At 54.2% G+C, this 25663-nt stretch carries 22 protein-coding genes; 17 read left to right on the top strand and 5 right to left on the bottom strand.

The features are described from left to right. Window positions 1-5: 5 nt before the first annotated feature. Together MKX76_RS18520 and MKX76_RS18515 are read left to right on the top strand one after the other, a co-directional pair. Entirely contained in the window at window positions 6-965 is a 960-nt protein-coding gene (locus MKX76_RS18520; RefSeq protein ID WP_210095585.1) for a GNAT family N-acetyltransferase, read from the top strand. Window positions 966-994: 29 nt separating this feature from the next. Further along, entirely contained in the window at window positions 995-1705 is a 711-nt protein-coding gene (locus MKX76_RS18515; RefSeq protein WP_245256221.1) for a PIG-L deacetylase family protein, read from the top strand. Between the two features lie 386 nt (window positions 1706-2091). Here the strand turns inward: MKX76_RS18515 and MKX76_RS18510 are convergent, their stop codons facing one another. Then, window positions 2092-3006 carry an arginase family protein gene (locus tag MKX76_RS18510; protein ID WP_007132709.1) on the bottom strand — a complete coding sequence of 305 codons (915 nt, stop codon included), beginning with the start codon at window positions 3004-3006 and terminating at the stop codon, window positions 2092-2094. 105 nt (window positions 3007-3111) lie between these two features. Between MKX76_RS18510 and MKX76_RS18505 the strand changes: the two genes are divergently transcribed. The 14 genes from MKX76_RS18505 (at window position 3112) to MKX76_RS29780 (ending at window position 20139) form a co-directional block, all read left to right on the top strand. Next, entirely contained in the window at window positions 3112-3453 is a 342-nt protein-coding gene (locus MKX76_RS18505) for a winged helix-turn-helix transcriptional regulator (protein WP_007132708.1), read from the top strand. Between the two features lie 214 nt (window positions 3454-3667). Further along, window positions 3668-4297, top strand: a complete 630-nt coding sequence (locus MKX76_RS18500; RefSeq protein ID WP_007132707.1) for an alpha/beta hydrolase — start codon at window positions 3668-3670, stop codon at window positions 4295-4297. A 91-nt stretch (window positions 4298-4388) separates the two neighbouring features. Further along, the gene (locus MKX76_RS18495; RefSeq protein ID WP_341034395.1) at window positions 4389-5360 is read left to right on the top strand and encodes a carbohydrate ABC transporter permease; all 972 of its coding nucleotides are present in this window, start codon (window positions 4389-4391) and stop codon (window positions 5358-5360) included. 16 nt (window positions 5361-5376) lie between these two features. After that, window positions 5377-6216 (top strand): carbohydrate ABC transporter permease, encoded by an 840-nt coding sequence (locus tag MKX76_RS18490; RefSeq protein WP_007132705.1) that lies wholly within the window; start codon window positions 5377-5379, stop codon window positions 6214-6216. A gap of 86 nt (window positions 6217-6302) precedes the next feature. Continuing rightward, window positions 6303-7673 carry an ABC transporter substrate-binding protein gene (locus MKX76_RS18485; RefSeq protein ID WP_007132704.1) on the top strand — a complete coding sequence of 457 codons (1371 nt, stop codon included), beginning with the start codon at window positions 6303-6305 and terminating at the stop codon, window positions 7671-7673. Between the two features lie 90 nt (window positions 7674-7763). After that, a complete protein-coding gene (locus tag MKX76_RS18480; RefSeq protein WP_341035060.1) occupies window positions 7764-9776 on the top strand; it encodes a sensor histidine kinase in 2013 nt (670 codons plus the stop codon). Further along, window positions 9769-11403: a response regulator transcription factor gene (locus tag MKX76_RS18475; RefSeq protein ID WP_341034394.1), complete on the top strand. Its 1635-nt coding sequence runs from the start codon at window positions 9769-9771 to the stop codon at window positions 11401-11403. Before MKX76_RS18480 ends, MKX76_RS18475 begins: the two co-directional genes overlap by 8 nt. 63 nt (window positions 11404-11466) lie before the next feature. After that, complete coding sequence (locus MKX76_RS18470; RefSeq protein ID WP_341034393.1) at window positions 11467-13290, top strand: heparinase II/III domain-containing protein; 1824 nt, start codon at window positions 11467-11469, stop codon at window positions 13288-13290. A gap of 26 nt (window positions 13291-13316) precedes the next feature. Further along, the gene (locus MKX76_RS18465; protein WP_341034392.1) at window positions 13317-14453 is read left to right on the top strand and encodes a glycoside hydrolase family 88 protein; all 1137 of its coding nucleotides are present in this window, start codon (window positions 13317-13319) and stop codon (window positions 14451-14453) included. Between the two features lie 162 nt (window positions 14454-14615). Continuing rightward, window positions 14616-16625 (top strand): DUF2264 domain-containing protein, encoded by a 2010-nt coding sequence (locus MKX76_RS18460; protein ID WP_341035059.1) that lies wholly within the window; start codon window positions 14616-14618, stop codon window positions 16623-16625. Window positions 16626-17110: 485 nt separating this feature from the next. Then, the gene (gene ilvA, locus MKX76_RS18455; RefSeq protein WP_007132698.1) at window positions 17111-18379 is read left to right on the top strand and encodes a threonine ammonia-lyase IlvA; all 1269 of its coding nucleotides are present in this window, start codon (window positions 17111-17113) and stop codon (window positions 18377-18379) included. 589 nt (window positions 18380-18968) lie between these two features. Beyond that, window positions 18969-19265: a transposase gene (locus tag MKX76_RS18450; protein WP_007131733.1), complete on the top strand. Its 297-nt coding sequence runs from the start codon at window positions 18969-18971 to the stop codon at window positions 19263-19265. A gap of 11 nt (window positions 19266-19276) precedes the next feature. Further along, complete coding sequence (locus tag MKX76_RS18445; RefSeq protein WP_341035058.1) at window positions 19277-19888, top strand: IS3 family transposase; 612 nt, start codon at window positions 19277-19279, stop codon at window positions 19886-19888. Window positions 19889-19899: 11 nt separating this feature from the next. Further along, window positions 19900-20139, top strand: a complete 240-nt coding sequence (locus tag MKX76_RS29780) for an IS3 family transposase (protein ID WP_425262134.1) — start codon at window positions 19900-19902, stop codon at window positions 20137-20139. Between the two features lie 330 nt (window positions 20140-20469). Here MKX76_RS29780 and MKX76_RS18440 read toward each other — a convergent pair whose 3' ends face one another. The 4 genes from MKX76_RS18440 to MKX76_RS18425 form a co-directional block, all read right to left on the bottom strand. Further along, window positions 20470-20760, bottom strand: a complete 291-nt coding sequence (locus MKX76_RS18440; RefSeq protein ID WP_210095616.1) for a YfzA family protein — start codon at window positions 20758-20760, stop codon at window positions 20470-20472. 81 nt (window positions 20761-20841) lie between these two features. Further along, complete coding sequence (locus MKX76_RS18435; protein ID WP_210095617.1) at window positions 20842-21774, bottom strand: hypothetical protein; 933 nt, start codon at window positions 21772-21774, stop codon at window positions 20842-20844. Between the two features lie 130 nt (window positions 21775-21904). After that, window positions 21905-22567, bottom strand: coding sequence for a DUF1129 family protein (locus tag MKX76_RS18430; protein ID WP_007130999.1), 663 nt, complete (start codon window positions 22565-22567; stop codon window positions 21905-21907). Further along, window positions 22564-22905, bottom strand: coding sequence for a PadR family transcriptional regulator (locus MKX76_RS18425; protein ID WP_007131000.1), 342 nt, complete (start codon window positions 22903-22905; stop codon window positions 22564-22566). Before MKX76_RS18425 ends, MKX76_RS18430 begins: the two co-directional genes overlap by 4 nt. Window positions 22906-23533: 628 nt before the next feature. Between MKX76_RS18425 and MKX76_RS18420 the strand changes: the two genes are divergently transcribed. After that, the gene (locus MKX76_RS18420; RefSeq protein WP_213615014.1) at window positions 23534-25561 is read left to right on the top strand and encodes a penicillin-binding transpeptidase domain-containing protein; all 2028 of its coding nucleotides are present in this window, start codon (window positions 23534-23536) and stop codon (window positions 25559-25561) included. Window positions 25562-25663: the final 102 nt, after the last annotated feature.

Below are 25663 nucleotides of genomic sequence, written 5' to 3'. Positions count from 1 at the left end.
GGTGCATGGTGAGCGGCATCATTTATCGGTCATACCGGCCTGGAGACGAGGAAGGGATTATAGCGCTGTGGAATGCCTGCTTAACGGGAGATCCGGTTACCCGGCTGCGGTTCCGCAATCTGGTCCTGCTCGATCCGAATTTTGATCCGGAGGGGCTGCGGGTCGCTGAGGAGGAGGGAACCATTACCGGTGCGCTGTATGCCGTGCGGAGAAGGCTGCCGATGATCGGCACGGAGCTAGAACCCGCACACGGATGGATCACGTTCTTCGGAACCGCGTCTTCGTCGCGCAGGCAGGGCATTGCGAAGCGGCTGCTGGAGGAGGCGGAAGCGTTTCTTCGCAGTCATGGGCGCAGCAAGGTGTTCTTCTCCTCGTACGCGCCGAATTATATCGTTCCGGGGATCGACGGTGAAAGCTACCCCGAGGGACTTGCCTTCCTGCAGGCGGCGGGGTTCACAAGAAACTACACGGCGGCTGCAATGAACCGCTCGCTCATCGATTTCCGCGTACCGCCGGACGTAGCGGAGCTGAAGCGGCAGCGCGAGAACGAGGGCTTTACGTTTGGAGCGGCTTCCGACAGCGATCTGGTGGAGCTGATTTCTTTTGCCACGGACGTATTTAATCCCGATTGGGGCCGGGCGATCCGCGAGGGGCTGCTTCAGCGCTTGAAGCTGGATCAGATTCTGATTGCGAGGGACCGGGGGAAGCTGGTCGGTTTTTGCCTCCATGGCGGGTACGAAGGGGTTGCCGAGCGCTTCGGCCCGTTTGGCGTCGATCCTTCCATGCAAGGCAAGGGGCTTGGAAAAATTCTGCTGTACGACTGCCTGGCCCTAATGCGGGCGCAGGGACTCCACGGCGCCTGGTTTTTGTGGACCGGCGAGCAAAGCCCGGCAGGGCATCTGTATCGGAGAGCGGGATTTCAGATCACACGCCGGTTTGACATTATGAGCAAGTCATTGCATTAGATCGTACGCGAACGATAAGGGGAGGACTTATGATGACGGAAGCGAACCAGCACCACATTCTGGCGATCGGCGGTCACGCGGGAGATATGGATCTGACAGCAGGCGCGGTTATTGCTAAATATACGCAGGCAGGACATAAAGCGACATTTTTGCATCTGACACCTGGAGAAAAGGGGCATCCCCGTATGACTCCCGAAGATTATGCAAAGCAGAAGATAGAGGAGGCGCACCAATTCGCTGATATCGTCGGGGCCGATGTCCGGTTTCTTGCCTATAAGGACGCAGAGCTTCCGCTCAACGAGGAGGTCAAGTACCAGGTTGCCGATGTCATCCGGGAAGTGAAGCCGGATATCATCATTACCCATTGGAAAGGGAGCATTCATAAAGATCATTCCAATACGCATTACATTGTGGAGGACGCCCGCTTTTATGCCGGCCTGAAGACGATCGAGCGCGAGCTGCCTTCGCATTATGCGCAGCATTTGTACTACGCCGACAACTGGGAGGATCCGTACGATTTTCATCCCGAGGTGTTTATCGATATTCCGGATGAAGCCTACGAGACATGGGTCAAGGCCATGAATGTATATGCCTATGCGCGCGGAGAAACCTATGGCTTTCCGTTTATTGAATATTACAAGGCGCTGACCATCGTTCGGGGTGCCCCGAACAACTTCAAGCGGGCGCAGGCATTCGCCGTACCGCAAGGGGCTTTAACAAAACGATTGCAATTTTTCTGAATGAGGATTATGCAAAAATCCAAAAGAGCGACTTTCAATCAGCGATATATTGAGCGAAACGGTTTAATTCGTCTATATATCGTACCCGGGAGCGGCTGGAATCAAATTTTGCATAATCCTGAAAAAATATGCTATACCATCCATCGATCTGGAAGATTAACTAATAAAATCGTAAAAAAATTGTGAGAAATGACAAATCACTCGCTGACATAGTTCTTATCTTCTGGTATAATGGTCTCTGTTACGGGGGAACACGTACGGAATCATATAGAGAATACAACAAGGGAGGCCTTCCATTTCGGAAGGCCTCTTTTCCTTTTTAAGTCGGCAGGGTGCCGTTCAGGGACTGGAAGCCCGTATGGATCCGTAATGGAGCATGTGCTTGTTCACTTGTTTAAAATAGGTATTTCTCCAAGCAAATTTTTCAAATATATGGCGTCCCACGGCATATGCTCCGTTATACCTAGTCCTACGACATCCGTTTCCTCAGATAGCTCTTTCAATAGTTTAAGCAGTTGAGGCAGTTGCATGGTTCCGGCAGGAGACAGATCAAAGGGATCTTCAGGATTTGCGAATAATAGAGAACGAAATGCTTTTGGATCAAGCACGTCTAGATCAAGATGAATCGCCAGGTGCTTAATGCCGTGCTCTTTGATCCATTTTTTGATCGGTTCCGTACTGTTCGCTAACTCTTCAGAACTGGCCGTTCGAATACCTAATCGTTGGATGACCTCTGTATCTGCTTCTGCAGTAGTTATTCCCAGTCTTTGAAATGCCTCTGAAATCACTTCCGCTTCTTGCTCTGTAGGCGCCGCTAATCCGGCGATAAAGACATGATCAGGCTTTAGCGGGACTTTTACATGTTGTGCGAAATCCTTATCTCCTTCTCCCAAAAGATTTCCGAGCGGCAGCGCATGTCCGTTATCGTACCCGACGTAATTAACCAAATCAGAGTGAGCATCGATCCAAATTAAACCTAATTCGCCGCCATATCGTTCGTTTAAATAGGCAAACGGGGCTTGTTCCACTAAACAGTCGCCGCCAAACATGACAATGCGATCCGGTTTATGAGCATCAATGAGATGCTGTGCGGATTTTAATTGTTCGAGCAGCTGGGTTCTTCCATGCATGCCGTTCTCCTTCTCAAGCGGAGTTCCATCATATGCTTGAACAGGCACATGAATAAGGGGCTGGTCATTGTCGGGAGCCAGCCAGGCAAGCAGCTCTGCTCCAAAAGAGTAGTTAGGGTTATTGCCTCCTTGCCATTGCGGCATTAACAGACGAATGGTTTTTTGAGTCATGTTTTTATCTCCTTTACTTCAAAGTAAGGCAAGTATAAAATGAGCACAAATAAAAATGTAGTACGCACAAATATGATAGGTACTACCCGAAAGGATAGTGTGAAGATGAGCATGGCTGAATATAAAGGCAAGGTGAAGCATATTCAAGACACGCCATTTGGTTACACCTTGTCGGTGATTGGCGGCAAATGGAAAATGGTTATTATTTACCTTTTGGCAGAAAACCAACCGGTCCGGTTCAATGATCTGAAAAGGCAAATAGGAGCGATTACTTATAAAACATTGAGCTCCCAGCTAAAGGAACTGGAGGCGGACGGGTTGGTGAACCGGAAGGAGTATCCTCAGGTTCCGCCTAAAGTCGAGTACAGTCTTACTGCTAAGGCGGAAACGCTATTACCGGTATTGGAAGGATTATGCGAGTGGGGAGAGAAGAATCGCAGCCATTGAATCAAGGAGGCCTGCGAAGCCTCAAGAGAACGATAATCAGCGTACGGTACCGGATGCAGTAGGAGCCTGACCTTCCTCGAGTCCATTTCGCACTTGAAATTCATGAAATCCATGGTATGATTTAATTAAAGAATCTTGAATTAAAGATAATTAGTAAATGCTTTATGGGTATTCTATGAAAATAAGCTGAATGGACCGAAAGGAGATTTGTCATATGGAGCATCAACATATTTATCGGAAGGGCACGTCCGCCGAGGCGCCGACCCTGCTGCTGCTGCACGGTACCGGGGGAAACGAGGAGGATTTGCTGCCGCTGGCCGAGATGGTGTCGCCGGCCTCGAACGTGCTGGGCGTCCGCGGGAATGTGCTGGAGAACGGGATGCCGAGATTTTTCCGGCGTCTGGCCGAAGGCGTTTTTGATGTGGAGGATCTCGTAAAACGGACCCAGGAGCTGCATGCGTTTCTGGACTGGGCGGCGGAGAAGTATGAATTCGACCGCAGCCGGATCGTGGCCATCGGGTATTCCAATGGCGCGAATATCGCGGCCAGCCTGCTCTTCGACCGGGGGGATGCACTGCAAGGGGCAATCCTCCATCACCCGATGGTTCCGCTTCGCGATAAGACGCTGCCGGATTTGAGCGGCGTGCCGGTGTTCATTGCGGCAGGACGGCGCGATCCGATCTGTCCTCCGCAGGAGACGGAGGATCTGAATGAGCTCCTGAGCGGAGCGGGCGCCGACGTGAAGCTGCACTGGGAGAACGGCGGCCATCAGCTGAGCCGGTCCGAGGTCGGCATGGCGTCCTCATGGTTTAAAGAGAAGTTCCTGCAAGGGGAGCAAAGGTAAAAATTAAAGGGAATCTGATCAAAATACCGTCAATGCGTTGACGGTATTTTTTTTATACTGAAACCATCCGAAACAATCGAGGTGGTCGGACATGGCACGCACAATGAAAAGCTCGCCTCCTCCGGGCCTGCACGAGGCCGGCAACAACAGGGCCGGCACCAACAGGCGCAGGGGCTTCGGAAGGAGTCTCCGGCGGGGAGAGCAGCTATGGGGAATGGTTTTTATCAGTCCGATGCTGATCGGCGTCATGATTCTGGTCCTGTTCCCGATTATCGCAACGCTGGTGCTCGGTTTTGCCGATTGGAATTTCGTGCAGGGCTGGGACGGCATCCGGTGGGTCGGACTGCAGAATTTCCGCAGTCTGCTCGAGGATGATATCTTCTTAAAGTCCATCCGAAACAACATGATCTTTCTGCTGACGGTCCCGATCTATATGATCATCTCCATGGCGCTTGCGATCCTGATCGACCGGCATGTGTACATGAAGGGATACTTCAAGGTCGCTTACTTCATGCCGTACATTTCGAACATCGTCGCGGTTGCGGTCGTGTGGCAGGTGCTGTTCCAGCCTTCCTACGGTCCGATTAACGAGGTGCTGCGAAGTATCGGCATCGCGAGCCCGCCCAAATGGATCGCCGATCCGAACTATGCGCTCGTCTCGATCATGATGATCTCGGTGTGGATCTCGATCGGGTTCAATCTGATTATCTACATTGCCGGCCTGCAATCCATACCGAAGGACCTGTACGAGGCTGCCGAGATTGACGGGGCGAATGGATGGACCAAATTCAGGCGGATTACGCTGTCGCTGTTGTCGCCGACATCCTTTTTCCTGCTGGTAACGGGAATCATCTCGACCTTCAAGGTGTTCGACATTATCGCTGTCATGACCCAGGGCGGGCCGATCGGATCGACGACGATGATGGTCTGGTATTTGTACGACACGGCGTTTGTGAATTTGAAGGTTGGGTATGCATCGTCCATTGCGGCCGTGCTGTTCGGCTTCGTCATGCTGATCACGCTCGGGCAGTGGGCGGCCCAGAAGAAATGGGTCAACTACTAGAGAGGAGGAGGAAACCATGCACACGCTACTTCGGGCCGACTGGCGCAAGGCGTTCGTGACGGCGGTCATGTTCGCGGTCAGCATCCTGTTCCTGCTCCCTTTTGTCTGGATGCTCATCACTTCCTTCAAGGTGGAAAAGGACGTCTTCGTTTACCCGATCCAATGGATCCCGAGGGAATGGAACGCCATTGAAAATTACAAGGAGGTGTGGTTCGGCGATTACCCGTTCTACCTCTACTACTGGAATTCGATCAAGGTCAGCCTGCTGACCACCGCGATTTCGGCGCTGGTGTCGGCGCTGGCGGCCTACGGCTTCTCGAAAATCCAGTTCGCCGCAGGAAAATGGCTGTTTCTGATCGTACTTTTCACCTATATGATTCCGGGTCAGGCAATCCTCATTCCGCAGTTTATTTTGTACCGCAATATCGGTCTGTTCGATAACCATTTCGGCCTGATCGTGCTCGGCAGCTTTAGCGTGCTGGGAACGTTTATGCTGCGGCAATTTTTCATGGGCGTGCACCAGGAGTTTATCGAATCCGCGAAAATCGACGGAGGCAGCCATCCGCGCATTTTCTGGTCGATCGCGCTGCCGCTGGTCAAGCCAGCCGTTGCAACCTACGCCATTCTCCGGTTTATCTGGACTTGGAACGACTATCAGAATCCGCTGATTTTCCTGCGCACCGACGGGCTGTTCACCATTCCGCTGGCGATGCAGAAATTCACGTCATTAAGCGGCGAATTCTATTCCCTGATCATGGCCGCTGCGGTCTCGGCGATTTTTCCGCTGCTCATCGTGTTCATCATCGGGCAGAAGAGCGTCATTGAAGGCATTGCTTTAGGAGGCGTCAAGGGCTAAGGCCGAATCGGCCGGCCTGCAATAGATCAACAGCTACGACCCATCATCACGGGATCCAATCGAAAACATGGGGAGGTTGCAATCGAATGTTGAATAAGAAATGGCAAGCCGGCTTGCTGGCCGGCACGCTGCTGCTCGGGCTGCTGTCGGGGTGCGGCGGCGCGAAGGAGCAAACGGCGCAGGGAGAGAGCGGGCAAGAGGGCGGCAAGATCAATCTCAGACTGTATACGTACGGCACGGAGGAAGCTTACAATTGGAAGGAGACGCTGGCGGCGTACGAGGCGAAGACGCCCGGCGTGACAATCGAGCTCGTCCAGCTCAGCGAGAAGGGGGACACCCAGGAGGCCTTCAAGAAGCTGGATCTCGAAGCGGCATCGTCGGCGCAGATGGACATCCTCATGTTCAGCGACCCGGCCGGTTATGCCCAGCGGGTGGCGCTTGGGATGGCGGAGCCGCTGGATGAATATATCGCCAAGGACGGCTTCAGCGTGGAGGAGGACTACAAGGTCGACACCCGTCTGGATGGAAAAGTGTATGCGCTTCCCGGTAAATTCAATCCGTGGTACGTGCTGCTGAACAAGGACCATCTTAAGGAGGCGGGGCTTGCCGTTCCGACCGATTGGACCTGGGACGACTATGCGGATTACGCGAAAAAGCTGACCCAAGGCGAGGGCTCTGCCAAGCGTTACGGAACGTATTTTCACGGGCCGCAGGGCGGCGGATGGCTGGAGTTTCTGAAGCTCAAAATGGCGAACCAGCCGCAGGACACCGACTTTTTGAAAGCCGACGGCACCTCCAATCTGGATAACCCGACCTTCCGCGAGACGCTGGAGCTTCGGGTGCGCATGGAGAAGGAGGATCAATCCTCCGTGCCGTACACAGACATGATTTCGCAGAAGCTGAATTACCGGACCCAATTCTTCAATCAATCGGCGAGCATGATCACGATCGGCAGCTGGATGAACACGGAGATCGGAGGAACCGATAAAGTGCCCCTTGAGTTCGAGGTCGCCGTCGCCCCGTTCCCGAAAAACAAGGAGGGCGATCCGACCGGACTTACGCCGGTAACGACCGACTACGTAGCTGTTGCCGCCAAGTCCAAGCATAAGGAGGAGGCTTACAAGTTCGTCCGCTGGTACACGACCGAAGGTCAGGTTGTCCAAGGCAAGAACATTCCGGCATGGCAGGGTGTCAAGAGCGAGCAGGTCGAGAAAATCATCGACACCATTCTCGCCGGAACGAAAAGTCCGGAGAAGGTCGACAAGAAATCGCTCATCGATACCCTGGTTGCTTCCAAGGCTTCCGCCATCGTTCCGCCGGCTCCGTATCAAGCCGAGGTCTATGAGGCGATTAACGAGGAGTACGAGAAGCTCATTCTCGGAAATCAGGATATCGATCAGACGATCCGCAATTCCCAAGAACGTGTGAACAAAATTATCGAATCTAACCAAAAATGATCTGATATAATGACAGAAAAAACCAAAGGGGCGAAATCTTCGTCCCTTCTTGGCATCAACAGAAAGTTTGAGGATCTCGGGGTGAAGGACATGTTGACCCGGCTGAAGAGGTGGGTGCCGAGCTCCATCCGCCATAAGCTGATCTGGGCGTCGGTTGCCTGCATCGCGGTGCCGGCACTCGTCAGCTTAATACTCTACAATGCGATGACGAAGGAGGCTTTGAAGGAGCAGGCCGTACAGAATGCGAATGACGCGCTCCAGCTGATCCGCGGCTCGGTGACGAATCTGCTCTCAAGCAAGCTGAATATCGCCAATTACATTCAGGTGAATTCCACGTTGAACTCGTATTTCAAACAGGTCGCCTCCGGCAATGAGGAGGCCGATCCATACGATCGGTTCGTGGAATCCCGACGTGTGCTGGAGCATATCGAAAGCTTGACGGTCGTAGGCGAGCCCAGCTATGTCACGGTGCTGCTGACCAGCGGCGCCTATTACATGAACTATTCCGTAAGCGATTACAATCCGCTTGATTATATGGACCAGCCCTGGTTCGACCGGATCCACCGGCTTCAGGGGCTGGAGTCGCTCTGGGTTGGACCCGAGGAGACGGTATTTCGCTCCGACCGGATGGATCATCCGTATCAGCTGTCCGTCGTTCGAACGCTCCGGCTTCCGGATTCGGATATCTACGGGTATGTCATCGTAAGCTTTACGGAGGATCAAATCAGCCGGATCTTCGACTCCCTATCCGAAGGGAGCGACGTGCTGATGCTGGATGGCAGCGGCATGGTGGTATCCTCCCATCATCCTGAACGTATCGGTACGAAGTTCCCGTACGTGGAGGAATGGAGCGGATCGGCTCCTTACGCGATCATGCCGATGGACGGCGAGAAGCATTTAATGGTGGAGCAGGATATCCCCTTTGCCGGGTGGCGGCTGGTGCTGATGCAGCCTTATAAGGATGCGATCGTTAATATCAATGCGATCTTTAGCCGCGCATTTCTGCTTCAAATGGGCTCCTTTCTGGTTTTTCTCATGCTGCTGATCGGACTTGTACGTACGTTTACGAAACCGCTGGTCCGGCTCGGCAAGGCTGCGGCTGCCGTTCAGCGGGGAAACCTGGAGGTGCGCTCGCATGTTCGGGGCAACGACGAAATCGGGCGTCTGGGGCATCTGTTTGACGATATGCTGAGCCGCATCCAGACCATGATTTTCGAAATATCCGACAATCAATCGAGAAAACGAAAGGCTGAGCTGAAAATGCTGCAGGCGCAGATTCATCCGCATTTTTTGTTCAATGTTCTGAATTCGATCCGGATGAAGGTCATGAAGCGGGGGGACCCGGAAAGCGCCAGAATGATCGGCTCGCTGTCGATGCTGCTCCGGATGACGATCAGCCGGCAGGAGGATGAGATCGCCCTCCACGAAGAGCTTGAGCTGATCTCTCATTATCTGGCGCTTATGAATCTGCGACAGAAGGAGGAGGTCAGGCTGGAGCTTGACATCGCTTCGGAGGCTCTGCTGCTGAAGGTGCCCCGCTTCTTCCTGCAGCCGATCGTGGAGAATGCGCTCATCCACGGGCTGAACCGGCGGGCAAGGGTCATCTCGATCACGGCTGTGGTGGAGCCGGGGGGCATCATCCTGCGCGTGAAGGATGACGGTGCCGGCATGGACCCTTCGGTGCGGGAGCGGATCGCCCGCAGCTTGCGCCTCGGCGCGGGCGACGCCATTGCTGATGCGGAAGATGCCGCACGGGGCAGGCCGAGCGCGGTCGTCCCTGAAGGCTTCCAAGGGCAAGGGCAGACAGGGACGGGAGATCGTACGGTGACTGCGAGTTCTTCCGGCGCTGCCGGTGGCGATATGGCCGGTTCAGGTTCGGATAGGGGTTCGGATGCGGGTTCGGATTCGGATTCTCAAGCGCTTCGCACATCGTCTCCCATGGATGCGCCGGGGAGCGGCTTTTCCGGCATCGGCCTGTCCAACGTCATGGAACGAATGCGGATGGTGTTTGGTTCCGGGTTTCAATGCGCTGTTTACAGCGAAGAGGGTCAAGGGACGGTGATCGAAATGTATATACCGGAAAGAGGGAATGCCGATGTATAACGTGATGCTGGTCGATGATGATTATCCGGTGATCGAGCTGCTGTCGGAGACGATATCGTGGGAGGAAATGGGCCTCCGGCTGATGGGAAGCTACGACAACGGATTAAGCGCCTGGGAGTTTGCCAAGACGCAGCCGCCGGACATTCTGATCACGGATATCGGCATGCCAAGGATGAACGGATTGGAGCTGTCGGAACGGATTCGCGAGGTGAAGCCGGATGTGCGCATCGCCATTCTGTCCTGCCACAGCGAATTCCATTATGCGCAGCAAGCGATACGGCTAAGCATCCAGGATTATCTGCTGAAGGAGACGCTGGACCCGAGCGAGCTCGCCCGGCTGCTTGTGCGGTTCAAGCAGGGGATGGATGAGGAAGCCGAGCAGGGCTGGGAGAAGAGCCGGATGCGGCATCTGGCTTCCGAAGCTCAGGAGCTGCGGCGGGAGCAGCGCATGAAGGATTTCGTGCAACAGCCGCTTCTGTCCCCGGAAAAATGGCGGCATGAGCTGTCGGAATTCGGCGTGCTCCGGGGGAATGATCACTGCCTTCCCGTGATCGGCTATCTGGAGGAGCTGCGGCAGATCAAGCAGCGCTTCGCTTCGGAGCAGACCCTCCACTTCGCCCTTGGCAATGTGCTGCGCGAGGTGCTGGGGAGTCTGAAGCCGGAGGCCGTGCATATCCGGTATGACCCAAGATGCTCGCTGTTGCTGTTCTCCTACCGCCCCGGTCTCCGGCATAACGTTTACGATGAGGTCGGAGCCTGTCTAAGACAAGTGCAGTCCACGCTCTTCCGGATCCTGAAGATCCGCATGTCCTTCATCATCGGGACCGGCTGCGACAGCCCTCAGTCGCTGAAGCTGGGCCTCGGGGAGCTGCTGGGCAGCGAGCATCAGCGGTTTTATATGGAGCCCGGGACGATCGAGAAAATCAAGCCGAAGCAAGGCGGCGCCAAAGTGGGCAGCGCCTCCGGCCTGTACGACTGCTATGAACAGGCCAGCCGGGAACTGCTGGAGATGCTGCTTGGCAAAGCCGGGCCGAGCGATGAGGACACGGCGGACCGGTGGATCTCGCGCATCCGCGAAGCCGAGTACGCTCCCGAAGCCGTCAAGGACTGGCTACTTAAGCTCATGCTTGATCTCAAGCTGAAGCTGAGGCTCCATCTGCTGCCATCCATGCCGCAGACCTATGCGGCCGATACGCTGCATAAAGAGATGATGGACATGGATGCTTTGAGCGAGCTGCATGTCTGGCTGAAGGCGTATCTCGCATCGACGGCCCGCGAGGCCGGCAGAGGATGGGGAGGAAGCCGAAGAACCGAGGTCGCCGAGGCATGCAGGTACGTGTCCCTTCGGCTGGACCAGCGGATCTCGCTTGATGAGGTTGCGGGCTTCCTGCACCTGAATCCAAGCTATTTCAGCCGGATGTTCCGGAAGGAGACGGGAATCACCTTTATTGAGTATGTCACCCGAATGAAGATGGAGCGCGCGAAGGAACAGTTGCTGCGCACCGACCATACCGTCGGGGAAATATGCGAGAGCCTCGGCTATGATAATGTAAGCCATTTCGCGAAGACGTTTAAGTCCCATGCCGGGGTAACCCCGGTGGAGTATCGGAGCCGCTTGAGCGTTTGATTGTTTTGAGCATTTTAAGCGTTTGATGAAGGCTGGACGAAAATTGGAGGGGGAACGGTACACATGGAGAAGAATCGGGAGCTTGGCTCTATCGTTCGCGGGATGGCCCCGGCGGATCTGCGGCTCTATTACCCGGGCGGAGATCAGCGACGCTTCTGGCAAGGCGTCCTGAGCCATCCGGCATACCGGAGCGCGCTCCGGGAGATCGAAGAGGAAGGCGTGCGCTTGTCGCAGGATTCGATCCCCCAGCTGACCTATGGGCTGTTCGCGTTGTATGAACGGCAGGGGACGAGGCTCGAGTATGAGCGGGTTTACTTCGAACGCAGACGGAGAATGAACACGTTCGCGCTTCTGTCGCTTCTTCACCCGGAGCGGGAGGATTATTTGACGTCTCTGCACGACATCCTGTGGGCAATATGCGACGAATATACGTGGTGCCTGCCCGCGCATGTGGATGCCTCGTCTGCGGAGAAAATCCGGGGGACCATCGATTTGTTCAGCGCCGAGACCGGGTTCGCCTTGAGTGAAATCCGTCTGCTGCTCGGAGATATGCTGCCACCGCTGCTTCATTCAAGGATAGCTGACGAAGTGAACGAGCGGCTGTTCAAGCCCTTTCTGGATCACATGCACGGCTGGGAGACGGCGACCCACAATTGGTCCGCCGTGTGTGCGGGCTCTGTCGGCTCGGCCGCGCTATTGCTCGTGCAGGATTCGGAGCGGCTAACCCAAATCCTGAAGCGTACAGAAGCGAGCATGGCTTGCTATCTTCAGGGCTTCGGTGCGGATGGCGCTTGTCTGGAGGGTCTCGGCTACTGGAATTACGGCTTCGGTTATTTCGTTTATTATGCCGATCTGCTGCGCAAACGCAGCCGGGGAGCGATCGACTGGCTCCGGGAGGAAAAGGTTTCGAAAATCGCTTTGTTTCAGCAAAAATGCTTCCTTGGCGGCGGGGCGGTCGCAAACTTCTCCGATTCCCAGCCGCGTGCTGCCGTCCAGACCGGCTTGTCCCACTACTTAGCGGGAATCTATGAGGCGTTCGAATCTCCGCCCCTCTCCCTTTCGGCGGGGTATCGGGAGGATCATTGCAGCCGCTGGGCACCGGCCCTGCGGAACCTCATCTGGCTGGATCCCGGGAGAACGGGAAAGGAGTGGGGGGAGGCCGACTATTATTTGGAAGACGCCCAGTGGCTCATTTCCCGGGTCGCGTCCGGTCATGAGCGATACGGGTTCGCGGCCAAGGGAGGACGAAATGACGAGCCTCACAATCATAACGACCTCGGGCACTTTATCCTGTACGGTGCGGGGGAAGTATGGTGCTCGGATCTGGGATGCGGGGAATATACGGCCGACTACTTCGGCGAAGGGCGGTACGGCTATGATTGCAACGGTTCCCAGGGGCATTCCGTGCCGGTGATCAACGGCCGGGGGCAGAGCGAGGGGCCGGACAGCGAAGCGATCGTGCTCGAAGCGTCACTGGAAACGGAAGAGGATCGGCTGCGGCTCGATTTGACGAAGGCATATCGCGAACCCGAGCTGCTTGGACTTATACGGACGATGGTATGGAACAAAAGGAGGCCGCAGCCCGAGCTGACCGTCATCGACGAGTATCGCTTCAACCGGCCGCCGGACAGCCTGCTTGAGCGGATCGTTACCCGGGTGAAGCCGGACATCCGGCTCGTGGACGGGGAACATGCGGTCGTTCTGGGGGGCAGTAAAGGGAAAAGTGGATTGGTCATCCGATATGACGATGGTCGGCTGACGGCCGCCGTTCAGGCACGTACGTATCGTGATCATTACGGCAAGGAGGCGTTGTGGTATGCGGTTGATTTTGAGGTGAAGCAGCCCGAAACGGTCATGGCGCTGGCATTCGAGTTTCGATTCATTTAAGTCAAAATAGGCGAAGGAGAATGAAGATGAAGACGGAGGCGGCATTGGATTGGAAGACGGAAGCATGGATGAAGGCGCTGACGAAGACGCAGCGGAACGTCAAGCGCATTGGAGACGGCTTCCCGCATGCGAGCCAGAACGGAAGGTATGAGCTGGAGGCGCCGCATTGGTGGACTGCCGGCTTCTGGCCGGGCATGCTGTGGTTGCTGTACACCGGCAGCCGGGACGAGGAGCTGCGCGCTGCTGCAGAAGCCTGCGAACGGCGGCTGGATGACGTACTGAACGATTACGTGCGGCTGGATCATGATCTCGGTTTCATGTGGACGCTGACCAGCATGGCGTCCTATAAGCTGACCGGAAACGAGACGTCGAAGATTCGGGCGCTGAAGGCGGCGAATTATTTGGCCGCACGCTTTAATATTAAGGGCCGGTACATCCGGGCGTGGAACCCATGGATAGAAGGGGAGGACAACGCCGGGCTGGCGATTATCGACTGCTCGATGAACACGCCGCTGCTGTTCCTGGCTTCGGAGATCAGCGGAGATCCGCGGTACCGGCATGTGGCGGAAGCGCATATGGATACGGTCGTTCGTGACTTTGTCCGTCCGGACGGATCGGTCTATCATATTATCCGGTACGATCCGGCAACCGGCGAACGCCTGGAAGGCCTCGGCGGGCAGGGCTATGCGCCGGAATCGGCCTGGTCCCGGGGAACCGCCTGGGCGCTGTACGGCTTGACGCTCGCCTATCATCATACCGGAAAGCAAATTTATCTGGATACAGCGAAGACGGTCGCGCATTTCTTCCTGGCGAATCTGCCGGAGGATCATGTGCCGTATTGGGATTTCCGCGCACCGGATGAAGCGAGGATTTACCGCGATTCTTCCGCCGGCGCGTGCGCGGCCAGCGGTCTGCTGCTGCTCGCGGAGAAGGCTGGGGCCGTGGAGGCATCCATTTACCGAACACCGGCTCAGCGAATTCTTGAATCGCTGTACCGAAACTACGGTGCTTGGGACGATGACAACGAGGAGGGCTTGATCCTCCACGGAACAAGCCATGTGCCGGAGGGGCGCAATATCGACGTGCCGCTCATCTATGGGGACTACTTCTTTGTGGAAGGCTTGGCTCGGCTTCAGGGACAGGGGCCGTTTTACTGGGAGTAGCTTTATTAGGTAGCCGCGCCGTGCGTACGGCTTCCTATGGGTACGGTGTGTGGACGGTATGGTGTATGGTCTGAAGTAAAGCCGCTGCCCGGCCATATGCCCGGGCCCGGAAAGATGAAGCTTGGCGAAGGAGCGTGAAGCAAAATGAGTCTTCAAGGTAATATGAGCATAGATAGGACGAACTGGGCAGCCGGCGCTGGCCTGCACCCTGTTGCGGGGAATCCGCTAAAGACCCGGCAGGATATGTACCGTGCTCTCGGCGAGCTCCTTGCACCCCTGCAGCCGTATTACAGCAAAGGGTACGCGAGACTGTCAATCGGGAGCACAGGCACGGGGTATTCGGCGAATGTCGCCGAGATGGAGGGCTTCTCCAGGGTGCTCTGGGGACTTGTACCAGCCATTGCCGGCGGAGGTCATGAGGAGCTGTGGGAGCGGTGCCTGGACGGCATCCGCACAGGCACGGACCCGGAACATGAGGAGTACTGGGGAGAGGTCACCGATTATGATCAGCGGCTTGTCGAGATGGCGGTATTCGGTTTGGCGCTGGCACTTGTGCCGGACCGGATTTGGCATCCGCTGAACGAGCGGGAGCAAGCCAATCTGTACCAATGGTTGAATCAGATCAATAGGCACCCTTGTTATGACTGCAACTGGCTGTTCTTCAACGTGCTGGTTAACATCGGCTTCCGGAAGGCGGGCCTTCCTTACGATGAGGAGCAGGTGGAACGAAACCTGAACCGGATCGACGAATTCTATCTGTCAGGCGGGTGGTACAGTGACGGTATCGGTGGACACTGCGATTACTACGGGCCTTTTGCGATCCATTATTATGGTCTGGTCTATGCCCGGCTCATGGCAAATGAGGACCCGAAGCGCGCCGAGCGGTATCTGGAGCGGGCCGCTGCCTTTGCTTCGGACTTTGTCTATTGGCATGCGCCGGACGGTGCCGCCATCCCCTACGGCCGGAGCCTGACCTACCGGTTCGCGCAATCCGCCTTCTGGTCGGCGGCGGCATTCGCAGGTATGGACGGATTCAAGCCGGGCGAGCTCAAAGGCCTTGTACTGAGAAACCTCCGATGGTGGTTCCGGCAGCCGATCTTCGACCGCGGCGGCATCCTAACGATCGGGTATGCCTACCCGAACCAGATCATGTCCGAAAATTATAATTCGCCAGGCTCCTCCTACTGGTCGCTAAAAACCTTTCTCGTACTGGCGCTGGCCGAAAATGACCCGTTCTGGACAGCGGAGGAAGAGGAGCTTCCAGCGCTGGAGCGTATCTCCGTGCAGGAGCCGGCGCATCTGGTCGTCTGCCGGGAGCCGGAGACCGGTCATGTGACGGCTTTTAATACGGGGCATTTGTCCTCCAATGAGCATACGCACACGTCGGCCAAGTACGAGAAGTTCGCCTACTCAACTGCCTTCGCGTTCAGCGTTCCGCGTGCGGAATGGGGGCTCTCCCAAGGTGCCTTCGATTCCATGCTCGCCCTCAGCGAAGGGGATCAACTATTCAGGGTAAAGCGAAAGTGTGAGGAAGCATGGATTCAGGATCAGGTGTTGTATGCCAGATGGAAGCCTTGGGCGAACGTTGAAGTCCGTACCTGGCTGGTGGCGGGACTGCCTTGGCATATTCGGATTCACCGGATTCACACGGAAAGGCCGCTGGAGGCGGCTGAGGGAGGTTTTGCCTTAGGGCTTGGCGAGCGTGGTGTGGGCTTGACGGAAGGCGGGGGGGCTATCGTTGAGGGTCGAAGGGCTGCGGCCTCTACCCTCTGGGGCGGAAGCTCCGTGCACGGCCTGCTCGGATTTGACGCGGCTGAGCTGATCTATCCGCATGCAAACACGAATCTGCTGCATCCCCGCACCGTTATCCCAACGTTAAGAGCAAGGCTTGATCGAGGCACCCATTGGCTGGTTTCGGCCGTATACGGAAAACCGCGGGATCTTGGATCGACATCCGAGCAAGCGTGCCCTGGACCACGCTCCCATGGTGTCCATTCGGAGGTTATTGCTGGCAATGATCCTGCTGCGAAGCAGCAACGTTTCTCGTTGGTTGCAGGTGCTGATCAAGGTGCGGGTCAGGCTGCCGCGGAGAAGCTTGGAGTACGCATCGGGCAGGGGAACATTATTATCACTTCTCTGTCGGGAACCCCGATTACGATCGCGATGGATTAGGCGGAGTGTCACTGTCCAAACCAGATTACGACTACGATGGATTAGCGCAACGTCTCTAGCGGGTTGCAGGCATTTCACCTCTTGGCCGTTTATTTACAGTACGGGTGAGGTTACCCTTCCTGCAAAAAATATGTATGTATCGGGCCGGGGAACTCTCCGGCCTTATCTTTTTTTTGGAAGCTATCTGTTCTTTGAGAAATGGGGGATTGGAAATGTTTTTAGCATCTGCTGCACCTTGTTTTTCGCCTAGGTCAGAATCGTGCGTATGCGGGCGATCAAAATTGCTGCTTAGTCAACGAGGTCAAGGAGTCTCTTGTATTCCCCGATGGATATTATTAGAGGGACCAGCGGATTCCGGGCTGAAATTCGTGTAAAATGACCCGAGAAATTACGATGAAAAGTGTTACAATAGGAGAAATAAAAAAAGTTCAAGGGTAGAGATAAAGGCGATTTTGCCGCCCGGACGGTGAAGTGGAGTGAGAGAAGTGAAGGAATTGCAAGCTGAGCGCAAGGCCGTCAGCATGGAAGATATCGTACGCGCGCACCATGTGCTTCGCGAAGTGATCGTCCGCACCCCGTTGCAGCGGGATGCCGTATTATCAGCCAAATATAATTGCGATGTGTATTTGAAGCGAGAGGATCTGCAGGTGGTCCGGTCATTCAAGATCCGGGGCGCTTACAATATGATTCGCAGCTTGTCCGATGAGGAACGTCGTGCTGGCATCGTATGCGCCAGTGCCGGCAATCACGCGCAGGGCGTGGCATTCTCGTGCAATGCGCTCAACATCAAGGGCAAGATTTATATGCCAAGCACCACCCCGAACCAGAAGGTGAAGCAGGTGAAGCGTTTCGGCGGGGACAGTGTCGAGGTGATTTTGACGGGGGATACGTTTGATGATGCCTATCATGAAGCGATTAAGGCTTGCGAGGAGCAAGGAATGGCCTTTATCCATCCGTTTGACGAAGCGAAGATTATCGCCGGGAACGGAACGATCGGCATGGAGGTCATGGAGGACCTTGATGCTCCAGCTGATTATGTATTTGTGACCATCGGCGGCGGCGGACTTGCGGCCGGGGTGGCGACCTATGTGAAAACGGTGAGCCCATCGACACAAGTCATCGGTGTTGAACCGCTTGGCGCGGCCTCCATGCTTGAGTCGAAGAAGCAGGGCGAGGTTGTCACGATGGACGAAATCGACAAGTTTGTGGATGGAGCTGCGGTCAAGCGCGTCGGGCAGCTGACCTATGATATTTGCAATGAGCTGGTGGACGACATCGTGATGGTACCGGAGGGGAAAGCCTGCACAACCATCCTGGAGCTGTACAACGAGAATGCAATCGTTGTTGAGCCTGCCGGTTCGCTGGCGGTGGCTGCACTGGACATGAACCGGGATAAGATTCGCGGCAAAACCGTTGTGTGCATCATCAGCGGCGGAAACAATGACATCGACCGGATGCAGGAGATCAAGGAGCGATCCCTGATCTATGAAGGGCTGAAGCATTACTTCATGATTAATTTCCCGCAGCGTGCCGGGGCTCTGCGCGAATTCCTCGAAGAGGTGCTCGGCCCTGACGACGACATCGCCCGGTTTGAATATACGAAGAAGCACAACAAGGAGAACGGGCCTGCGCTTGTAGGCATAGAGCTGCTTCGTCCGGAGGATTACGGCCCTCTCATCGAGCGGATGCAGCGCAAGGGTCTTGACTACACCGAGCTGAACAAGAACATGAATTTGTTCAACCTGCTGATCTGATGCGGGTTAGGTAAAAAAGGAAGCCTCGCGTTGAAAACGTGAGCTTGATGGAGCGGGGAAGGGGCAACCGCTGGTGAGCCAGAGGCGGAAAGTCCCTTTTGGGGACTTGTTGGTGCGTCGCGGCGGGAATTTCCGTGAACAAGTCCCTTTTGGGGACTTGCTGGTGCGTCGCGGCGGGAGATTCTGCAAACAAGTCCCTTTTGGGGACTTGTTGGTGCGTAACGGCGCGAAGTCCCGTGAACAAGTCCCTTTTGGGGACTTGTAAGTGCGTAGCGGCGGGAATTTCCGTGAACAAGTCCCTTCTGGGGACTTGTTGGTGCATCGCGGCGTGAAATCCCGTGAACAAGTCCCTTTTGGGGACTTGTTGGTGCATCGCGCGGCGCGAAATTCCGCGAGCAAGTCCCTTTTGGGGACTTGTTGGTGCATCGCGGCGTGAAATCCCGTGAACAAGTCCCTTTTGGGGACTTGTAGGTGCGTCGCGGCGGGAGATTCCGCTAACAAGTCCCTTTTTGCAGCTAGAATAAAAAGTGGACACCCCTTAGTGATAAAACGATAATGAAACAAAGCAGACGAGAGGGTGTCAAAAAAAATGAGTGGCAATAGACAACATTACAACGAGACATTTAAGCGTGAAACCGTAAAGTACGTGCAAGAACAGTCGAAGACGCTGGAGCAGATCGCCGATGAGTTGAACATTAATCCAGGCACATTACGCAACTGGGTCAAAAAGTATCGAACATTCGAGCACGAGCCTGTCAATCATGGGGAAACCTTACGTCAGCAAACCCAACTTATCGAAGATCAGAAACGCGAAATTGATGATTTGAGAGAAGAAATTGCGATCCTAAAAAAGGCCATGCACATCTTCAGCAAAGAAAAGAACTAAGGTTCCAGTTTATCGAAGATCATCGCTCCGAGTTTCGATTGGAGAAGATGTGCGTTCTCTTTCACGTGTCTCGGAGCGGTTATTACAAATGGCGTACCTCTGAAGCTTCTGAACGGGAAAAACGTAAGGCAACGCTGGCTGAACGTGTGAAATGGCACTTCTATGACTCCGATGAAACCTACGGCAGTCCCCGAATACGAAACGAGCTGGTGAAGGAAGGATGGACGGTATCGGAACGTACGGTGGGCCTCATTATGCGCGAACATGGCCTTCGTTCATGCATGGCCCGTAAGTTCCGAGTGGTTACGACCGATTCCAAGCATGATCTCCCGATTGCCCCTAACGTGTTGGAACAAAATTTCAAAGCCACAAAGCCCAACGAAAAGTGGGTCGCTGACATCACGTACATCCCCTGCCGCCAAGGGAAACTCTACCTTGCGAGCATCCTGGATCTGTACACCAAACAAATCGTCGGTTGGAAGCTAAGCGATCGGATGACCACAGACCTTACCCTCGATGCCCTAAAGATGGCGTATGCTGCTAAGAAGCCTCCGAAGGGATTGATTCACCATTCCGACCGCGGTTCGCAATATGCCGCGCTAAAGAGTACCGTGAACAGTTGAAGCAATTTAACATGAAGCCCAGTATGAGCCGCAAAGGAAACTGCTACGACAACGCCTGTATTGAAGCGTTTCACAGTATCCTAAAGCGAGAATTCATTTACAGCAAACCTAAGTTTAAAACAAAAGAGGAAGCCGGGCAGAAGCTGTACCGGTACCTTGAATTTTTTTACAACCGAAAACGTTCTAACAGTACGATTGGGTATATGTCCCCGGTGCGTTTTGAGCAGTGCTATTACGAGTGCATAGCTTAGCTTAGAGGTGTCTACTTTCTTGACAGAAGAGCATTTGGGGACTTGTTGGTGCGTAGCGGCGGGAAATCCCGCGAACAAGTCCCTTTTGGGGACTTGTTGGTGAGTCGCGGCGTGAAATCCCGTGAACAATTCCATTTTTGGAACTTGTAAGTGCGAAGCGTTGACTTGCGCTCACATTGAAAAGCCGGATTCCCCTTCCAGGAATCCGGCTTTTTGGTTGTACTCAAAGTGCTTAGCATAATGCAGTTAAACCAATTGGACACATAACAATTAGAACTTAAATCAGCAATTGGTATTCGTTTTCCTAAAGTGTAGGTAAGGTTCTTAAACTCAGCGAGAAAAAACCTTTCTTATCACACTGATTATTCCAGGAACAAGAAAAAAGATGCCAAAAAAGACAGTAAGTAAATTATATTGGGGCGTTTCGTAGAAATTAAACCATTCAGTGAAAATAGTAGAGTCAAGAATCCTTCCAAATAACGTTCCATCCGTATCTCTGTAGTTAAGTATCCAACCTGTTGCTTCAGATGTGAAAAAGAACATTTGTGATAATAAAAATACGCCAATAGTAGATACCCAATAGCTTTTCAAAAATGGTACAATCGTTTGTTTCCTAACCAAAGTAATCCCATCCTAATCAAGTTACTATTCTCTATATATTACAAAATAAATATGGCTATTTAAGAATTAAGTTCCAATCGCTTATTCCAGCGGGAACTCCTTTTGGCGGTAGTCCTCGACTTCCTTTGTCAGCTTGTCATTGTTGCTTTTAAGGACGTCGGACCAGGCTTTTAGCTTTTTCAGGAACGGGCTGTTCTCGATGTCATTGCGCTTCAAGGCTTGATCCAGCGCTTGGCGCACCTCGGGATCAAGGAGATTATCTTCATAAGCGAAGAGCGGCGTGTTGTTGTAGCCGTAGAACAGGCTGAACTCCATGAACCACAGCATGCGCTCCACTTCAGCGGCCCGGTTTGATTTAGGATGAGCTTTTAGGAAAGCTTCCTGGACCAGCCCCCGATCAATGACGTCCGACCAAGGAATAATGAGTGCACCATCGCTGACGGATACCTTCTCGGATTCAACCACCATGATGTCGATATAGGCTTGAATATCTTTGTTAATATACGGCTTGTAAGACACCAGCGACTTATAGTCGACGATCGGGAATACAACGCCTTCGGTCGTGAACAACCGGTAGCCGCTGTCGCGCAAATTGATCAGGACTTGTCTGAGATTGTCGTCCTTCGTGCGGCTGAGCGTAGCGCTGATGGGCTCATTGTATTTGTAAATGTTCATTAGTTTGTCTTGGATGCCGGTTTTATAGACGATGTCGGTCTTGGCTGACAGCTGCTTTTTCATCGCATTCTCCAGCTTCAATACAAGCATGGTCGCCTGATAACGGGTTACGCTGCGGATATGCTTGGTGATATACGTCTTGGCGTATGCGACGTCTTTCTCCTTCAGCAATTTGCTGGCCTTGTTGTATACGGCATTGCCGAAGGCAGTGGCTTTATTTGAGGCGGCTGTTGAAGCTGATTTGGTTTCCGAAGAAGGGGCTGCTCCCGCAATGATTCCCGTCTGAAGGGATAGAGCAAGGGCAAGGATCGCAGCCACGGCGGACTTTTTGGATTTCATAAAGAGATTTCCTCCTTTTACCACGCATTACCCTTATCCTACCACCTTCTACCGGACATTGGTTTACAATATTTTTGGAAAATATTAAAAAAATCTTCATGAACTATAACGAAATTGCGGCGATTTTGCATTATTTGCTCGAAAAAAACAGCTTCGTTCCCAAGAGTCCGATGACAAAAATGACAAGGCTGACCCAAGGCTGAATATGAAGCACCGGGAGCAGCCGCCCCAGCCACACGCCGCCGACAAGAATGACTACAGCGATAACGACGTAAATGCCCATATGGCGGATATTGATTTTGCGCCGCTCTTCTTCCGGCTGGAACGTTCCGTTCTTCATCCATTTCATTATTAATTGAATCAAGATGTAGGAGCCTCCGGCCAGGAGAATCAGCGTTGAAACCCGTACCTGCGTCATCCGTTCCACCGGACCTCCCGTCCAAGTGACAATAAAACCAACGATCGCCTGCACGAAAAAGAACCATGTCAACGAGATCCAAGGAATCATAACGTGAAGCTGCAGTTTGTTGAGGCCCTTCATAGGCGGCAGCTGCTCAACCAGGTCTTTGCAATAGGCTTCCGGATCGCTGCCGAAGACTTCTTCCGCAGTCTTTCCTTTAGCCTGAGCATCCAGCAGATGCTGGCCGATTTCCAGCAGCAGCTCCTCGCCCTTCGCTTCATTGACGGAACTGCTTCGTATATAGACAACCATGTCCTGATAATATGACAAATTGCCGGGTGTCATCGCATCCTGAAGCCGGTTGTTTTCCTTGATCATTTGTTTAATCTTCATGCTTTTTGTCCTCCGGAAGTTAAAATAAAGTCCACGCTCTCTTTAAGCGTTCCCCAATGCTGCTTGAATTGTTGGAGCGTCTCCTGTCCTTTGCCGGTCAGCCTGTAGTATTTGCGGGGTGGTCCGCCTGCACCCGGCTCGGAACGAAGGGTGCCTTCGATTAACGCTTCTTTCTGCATTCGAAGCAGGAGCGGATAGATGCTGCCCTCGCTTACAAACGTCAGTCCGCTGTTCTCCAGCAAGGTGCTGAGCTCGTAGCCGTACACTTCCCGGTGCTCCATAAGCGCCAGAATGCAGCCTTCGAGAATGCCCTTGAGCATCTGGCTTTGTGTTGTCATAGATGGTGGTGGTCTCCTTTTCCGACTAGGTTGTTATGCAAGGTAGGTGGGTACGGCAGAGAATCCGGATTTCAGTAATCCTCCGGCTGATTTGCTACCTTATGTTAACCGCTACCTTGTTATGCAACCCATCTTAGCATGACTTGACTTGCAATGCAAGATAGTTGCTCAAATGGCTAACTGCTATGTGCTAGCTGGAAGGACAGGAATAATACGCGGCTTCGTTAAAAAGGTTGATGGGCTCATCCTCCGTTATCGAGCCTCTCGTGGTCGAGCCACTGTCGTCGAGCCACTGTCATGGAGTTGGATGGTCGAGCCATGTCGTCGAGCCACTGTCATGGAGCTGGGTGGTCGAGCCACGTTGTCGAGCCTCTCCGATGTCGAGCGTCCATCGTCGAGTCTCCGAACTGACGATCACAAGAAGCAAGGCGTGATGGGATCCGCATCAGCTTCGATAGATTCGAGTTATTGACACACCTTGATTACAAATGTAGTATTCAATTTAGATTACATTAGTAATCTGTTTTTGGGAAGGCGTTTGAAAAGGGCTACGGCAAGAGAGCCGAAACTCCGGCAAGCTCAAATCTAAGGGCAACATTCTATCAAGAATCGGAAAAGAGGGGATTTCATGCGTTGTGTTCGATATGTGGGCTGTATCGTCATCATCCTGATCATGTTTACGGGCTGCAAAGAGAAAGAGACCCTCCCGGAAGAGGTGTTCGATCGCTACATCGGGCTCTGGCAGCAGGGACAATATGAAGCCATGTACGAGCTGGTCTCCAAAGCGGCGAAAGAGGCGATTCCTGCAGAGGCGTTCGCGGCTCGCTACCGTTCCATTTACGAGGGCATCGGCATGAGCAATCTGAGCGTGACCGCGCTGCCTCAAGCCGGCGAGCCGGCGACTGACGATGGATTAAGCGAAAAGACGTTTGCATATCAGCTTAAGATGAATACGAGCGCAGGCCCGATTGACGTTGAAGGGGCCATGCGCGTGGCGAGGGACCAGGAGACGGGTGAATGGAAGGTGGATTGGAAGCCATCCCTGCTCTTCCCATCGATGGAAGAAGGGGATAAGGTGACGGTTCGCACGCTGCAGTCGAGGCGGGGGGAAATCTATGACCGGTCGGGCAACGGGCTTGCCGTCAACGGAAGCATTGAAGTGATCGGGATCGTGCCGGGTGAACTTGGAGAGGCCAGGGAGAAGACGATTGCCCAGCTTGCGAAGCGGCTTGAAATCCCGGAATCGTTCATTCGGGAAAAACTCGCGGCTTCGTGGGTCAAGGATAATGTGTTCGTGCCGATCGTCAATGCGACGGGGGATCGGGCCCGCCTTGATTTTAGCGATTTGCAGGGTGTAACGAAACGGGACAAGAGCGCCAGGGTCTACCCCTACGGGGAAGCGGCCGTTCATTTAACCGGATATATCAGGCAAGTCACGGCGGAGGATATGGAGAAGCATAAGGACAAAAACCTGGAATCCGACGACGTGATCGGAAAATCCGGACTCGAACAAATTTACGATGATCGGCTTAGAGGAAAGGACGGCGTCCACATCTCGATCATCGCGGCGGACGGAACGGTGCGTGAGACGCTGGCGAAGGTCGAGCCGGCAAACGGCGAGGATATCCGCCTGACCATCGATGCCGGCCTGCAAGAATCGATGTATCGCTCACTGGATGGAGACGCGGGAACGGGGGCGGCCATTCATCCGCAGACGGGGGAGATTTTGGCGCTTGTCAGCAGTCCGGCATACGATCCGAACCTGTTCATCCAAGGATTATCGGAGGAGCAGTGGAAATCGTGGAACGAGGACCCCAAGAAGCCGTTATTGAACCGATTCACGAAGCTGTACGCTCCCGGTTCGGTGTTTAAGCCGATTACCGCTTCCATCGGATTGCAGCTTGGCGTGAGCTCCGTCGATGAGGTCAAAACGATCGAGGGACTGCGGTGGGCCAAGGACGGCAGCTGGGGGAGCTATTACGTGAAACGGGTGAGGGACGTACCCGTCGAGGATCTTACCGACGCGATCGTCAATTCCGACAATATCTATTTGGCCCAGGAAGCGCTCGAGATGGGGGCCGAAGATTTCAGCAGGGAGGCGGAGAAATTCGGGTTTGGCGCATCGTTGCCGATTGACTATCCGTTCCCGAAGGCAAGCCTGTCGAACGATGGCATCACGAACGAAATACTGCTGGCCGATTCCTCCTATGGACAAGGGGAAGTCCAGATGAGCCCGCTGCATCTGGCCTTGTCCTACACCCCATTCATCAATGAAGGGAAGCTGGTTGCGCCCGTATTGGAGCTTAAGAAAGACAAGGAGCTTCAGGGGGAAGCGCAGGGAGAACGGGTTCTGACCCCGGACACGGCCGAAGCCATCCATCGTATGCTGCTTAGGGTCGTCGACGATCCCAAAGGGACAGGGCACGGGGCATATATCCCGGGCCGCAAAATTGCGGGGAAGACCGGCACCGCAGAGCTGAAGCGAACGAAAGCGGAAAGCGGGCAGGAGAACGGGTGGTTCGTCGTTTATGATGCAGACGGATTCGATTTTCTGATGGCCGTTATGATCGAGGACGTGCGCGATCGCGGCGGCAGCGGCTACGTCGTTCGCAAAACCGCGCCGGTGGTAAAGGGTTACGTGGAGAACCGGCACTAACGTCCGGTTTGAAAAATTGGAAGAGACATGCGATATTAAGATCAGCAGCCGGATCGGACCGTTTGTATCCATCCGGGATTGGACCGCGGAAGGTATGCGGCA

This window comes from Paenibacillus sp. FSL R5-0810 (genome assembly GCF_038002285.1).
GTDB classification, from domain to species: Bacteria; Bacillota; Bacilli; order Paenibacillales; family Paenibacillaceae; genus Paenibacillus_AQ; species Paenibacillus_AQ lactis.
The sequence above is the reverse complement of the archived record's forward strand: the minus strand, read 5'-3'. Positions and strand labels throughout refer to the sequence as shown.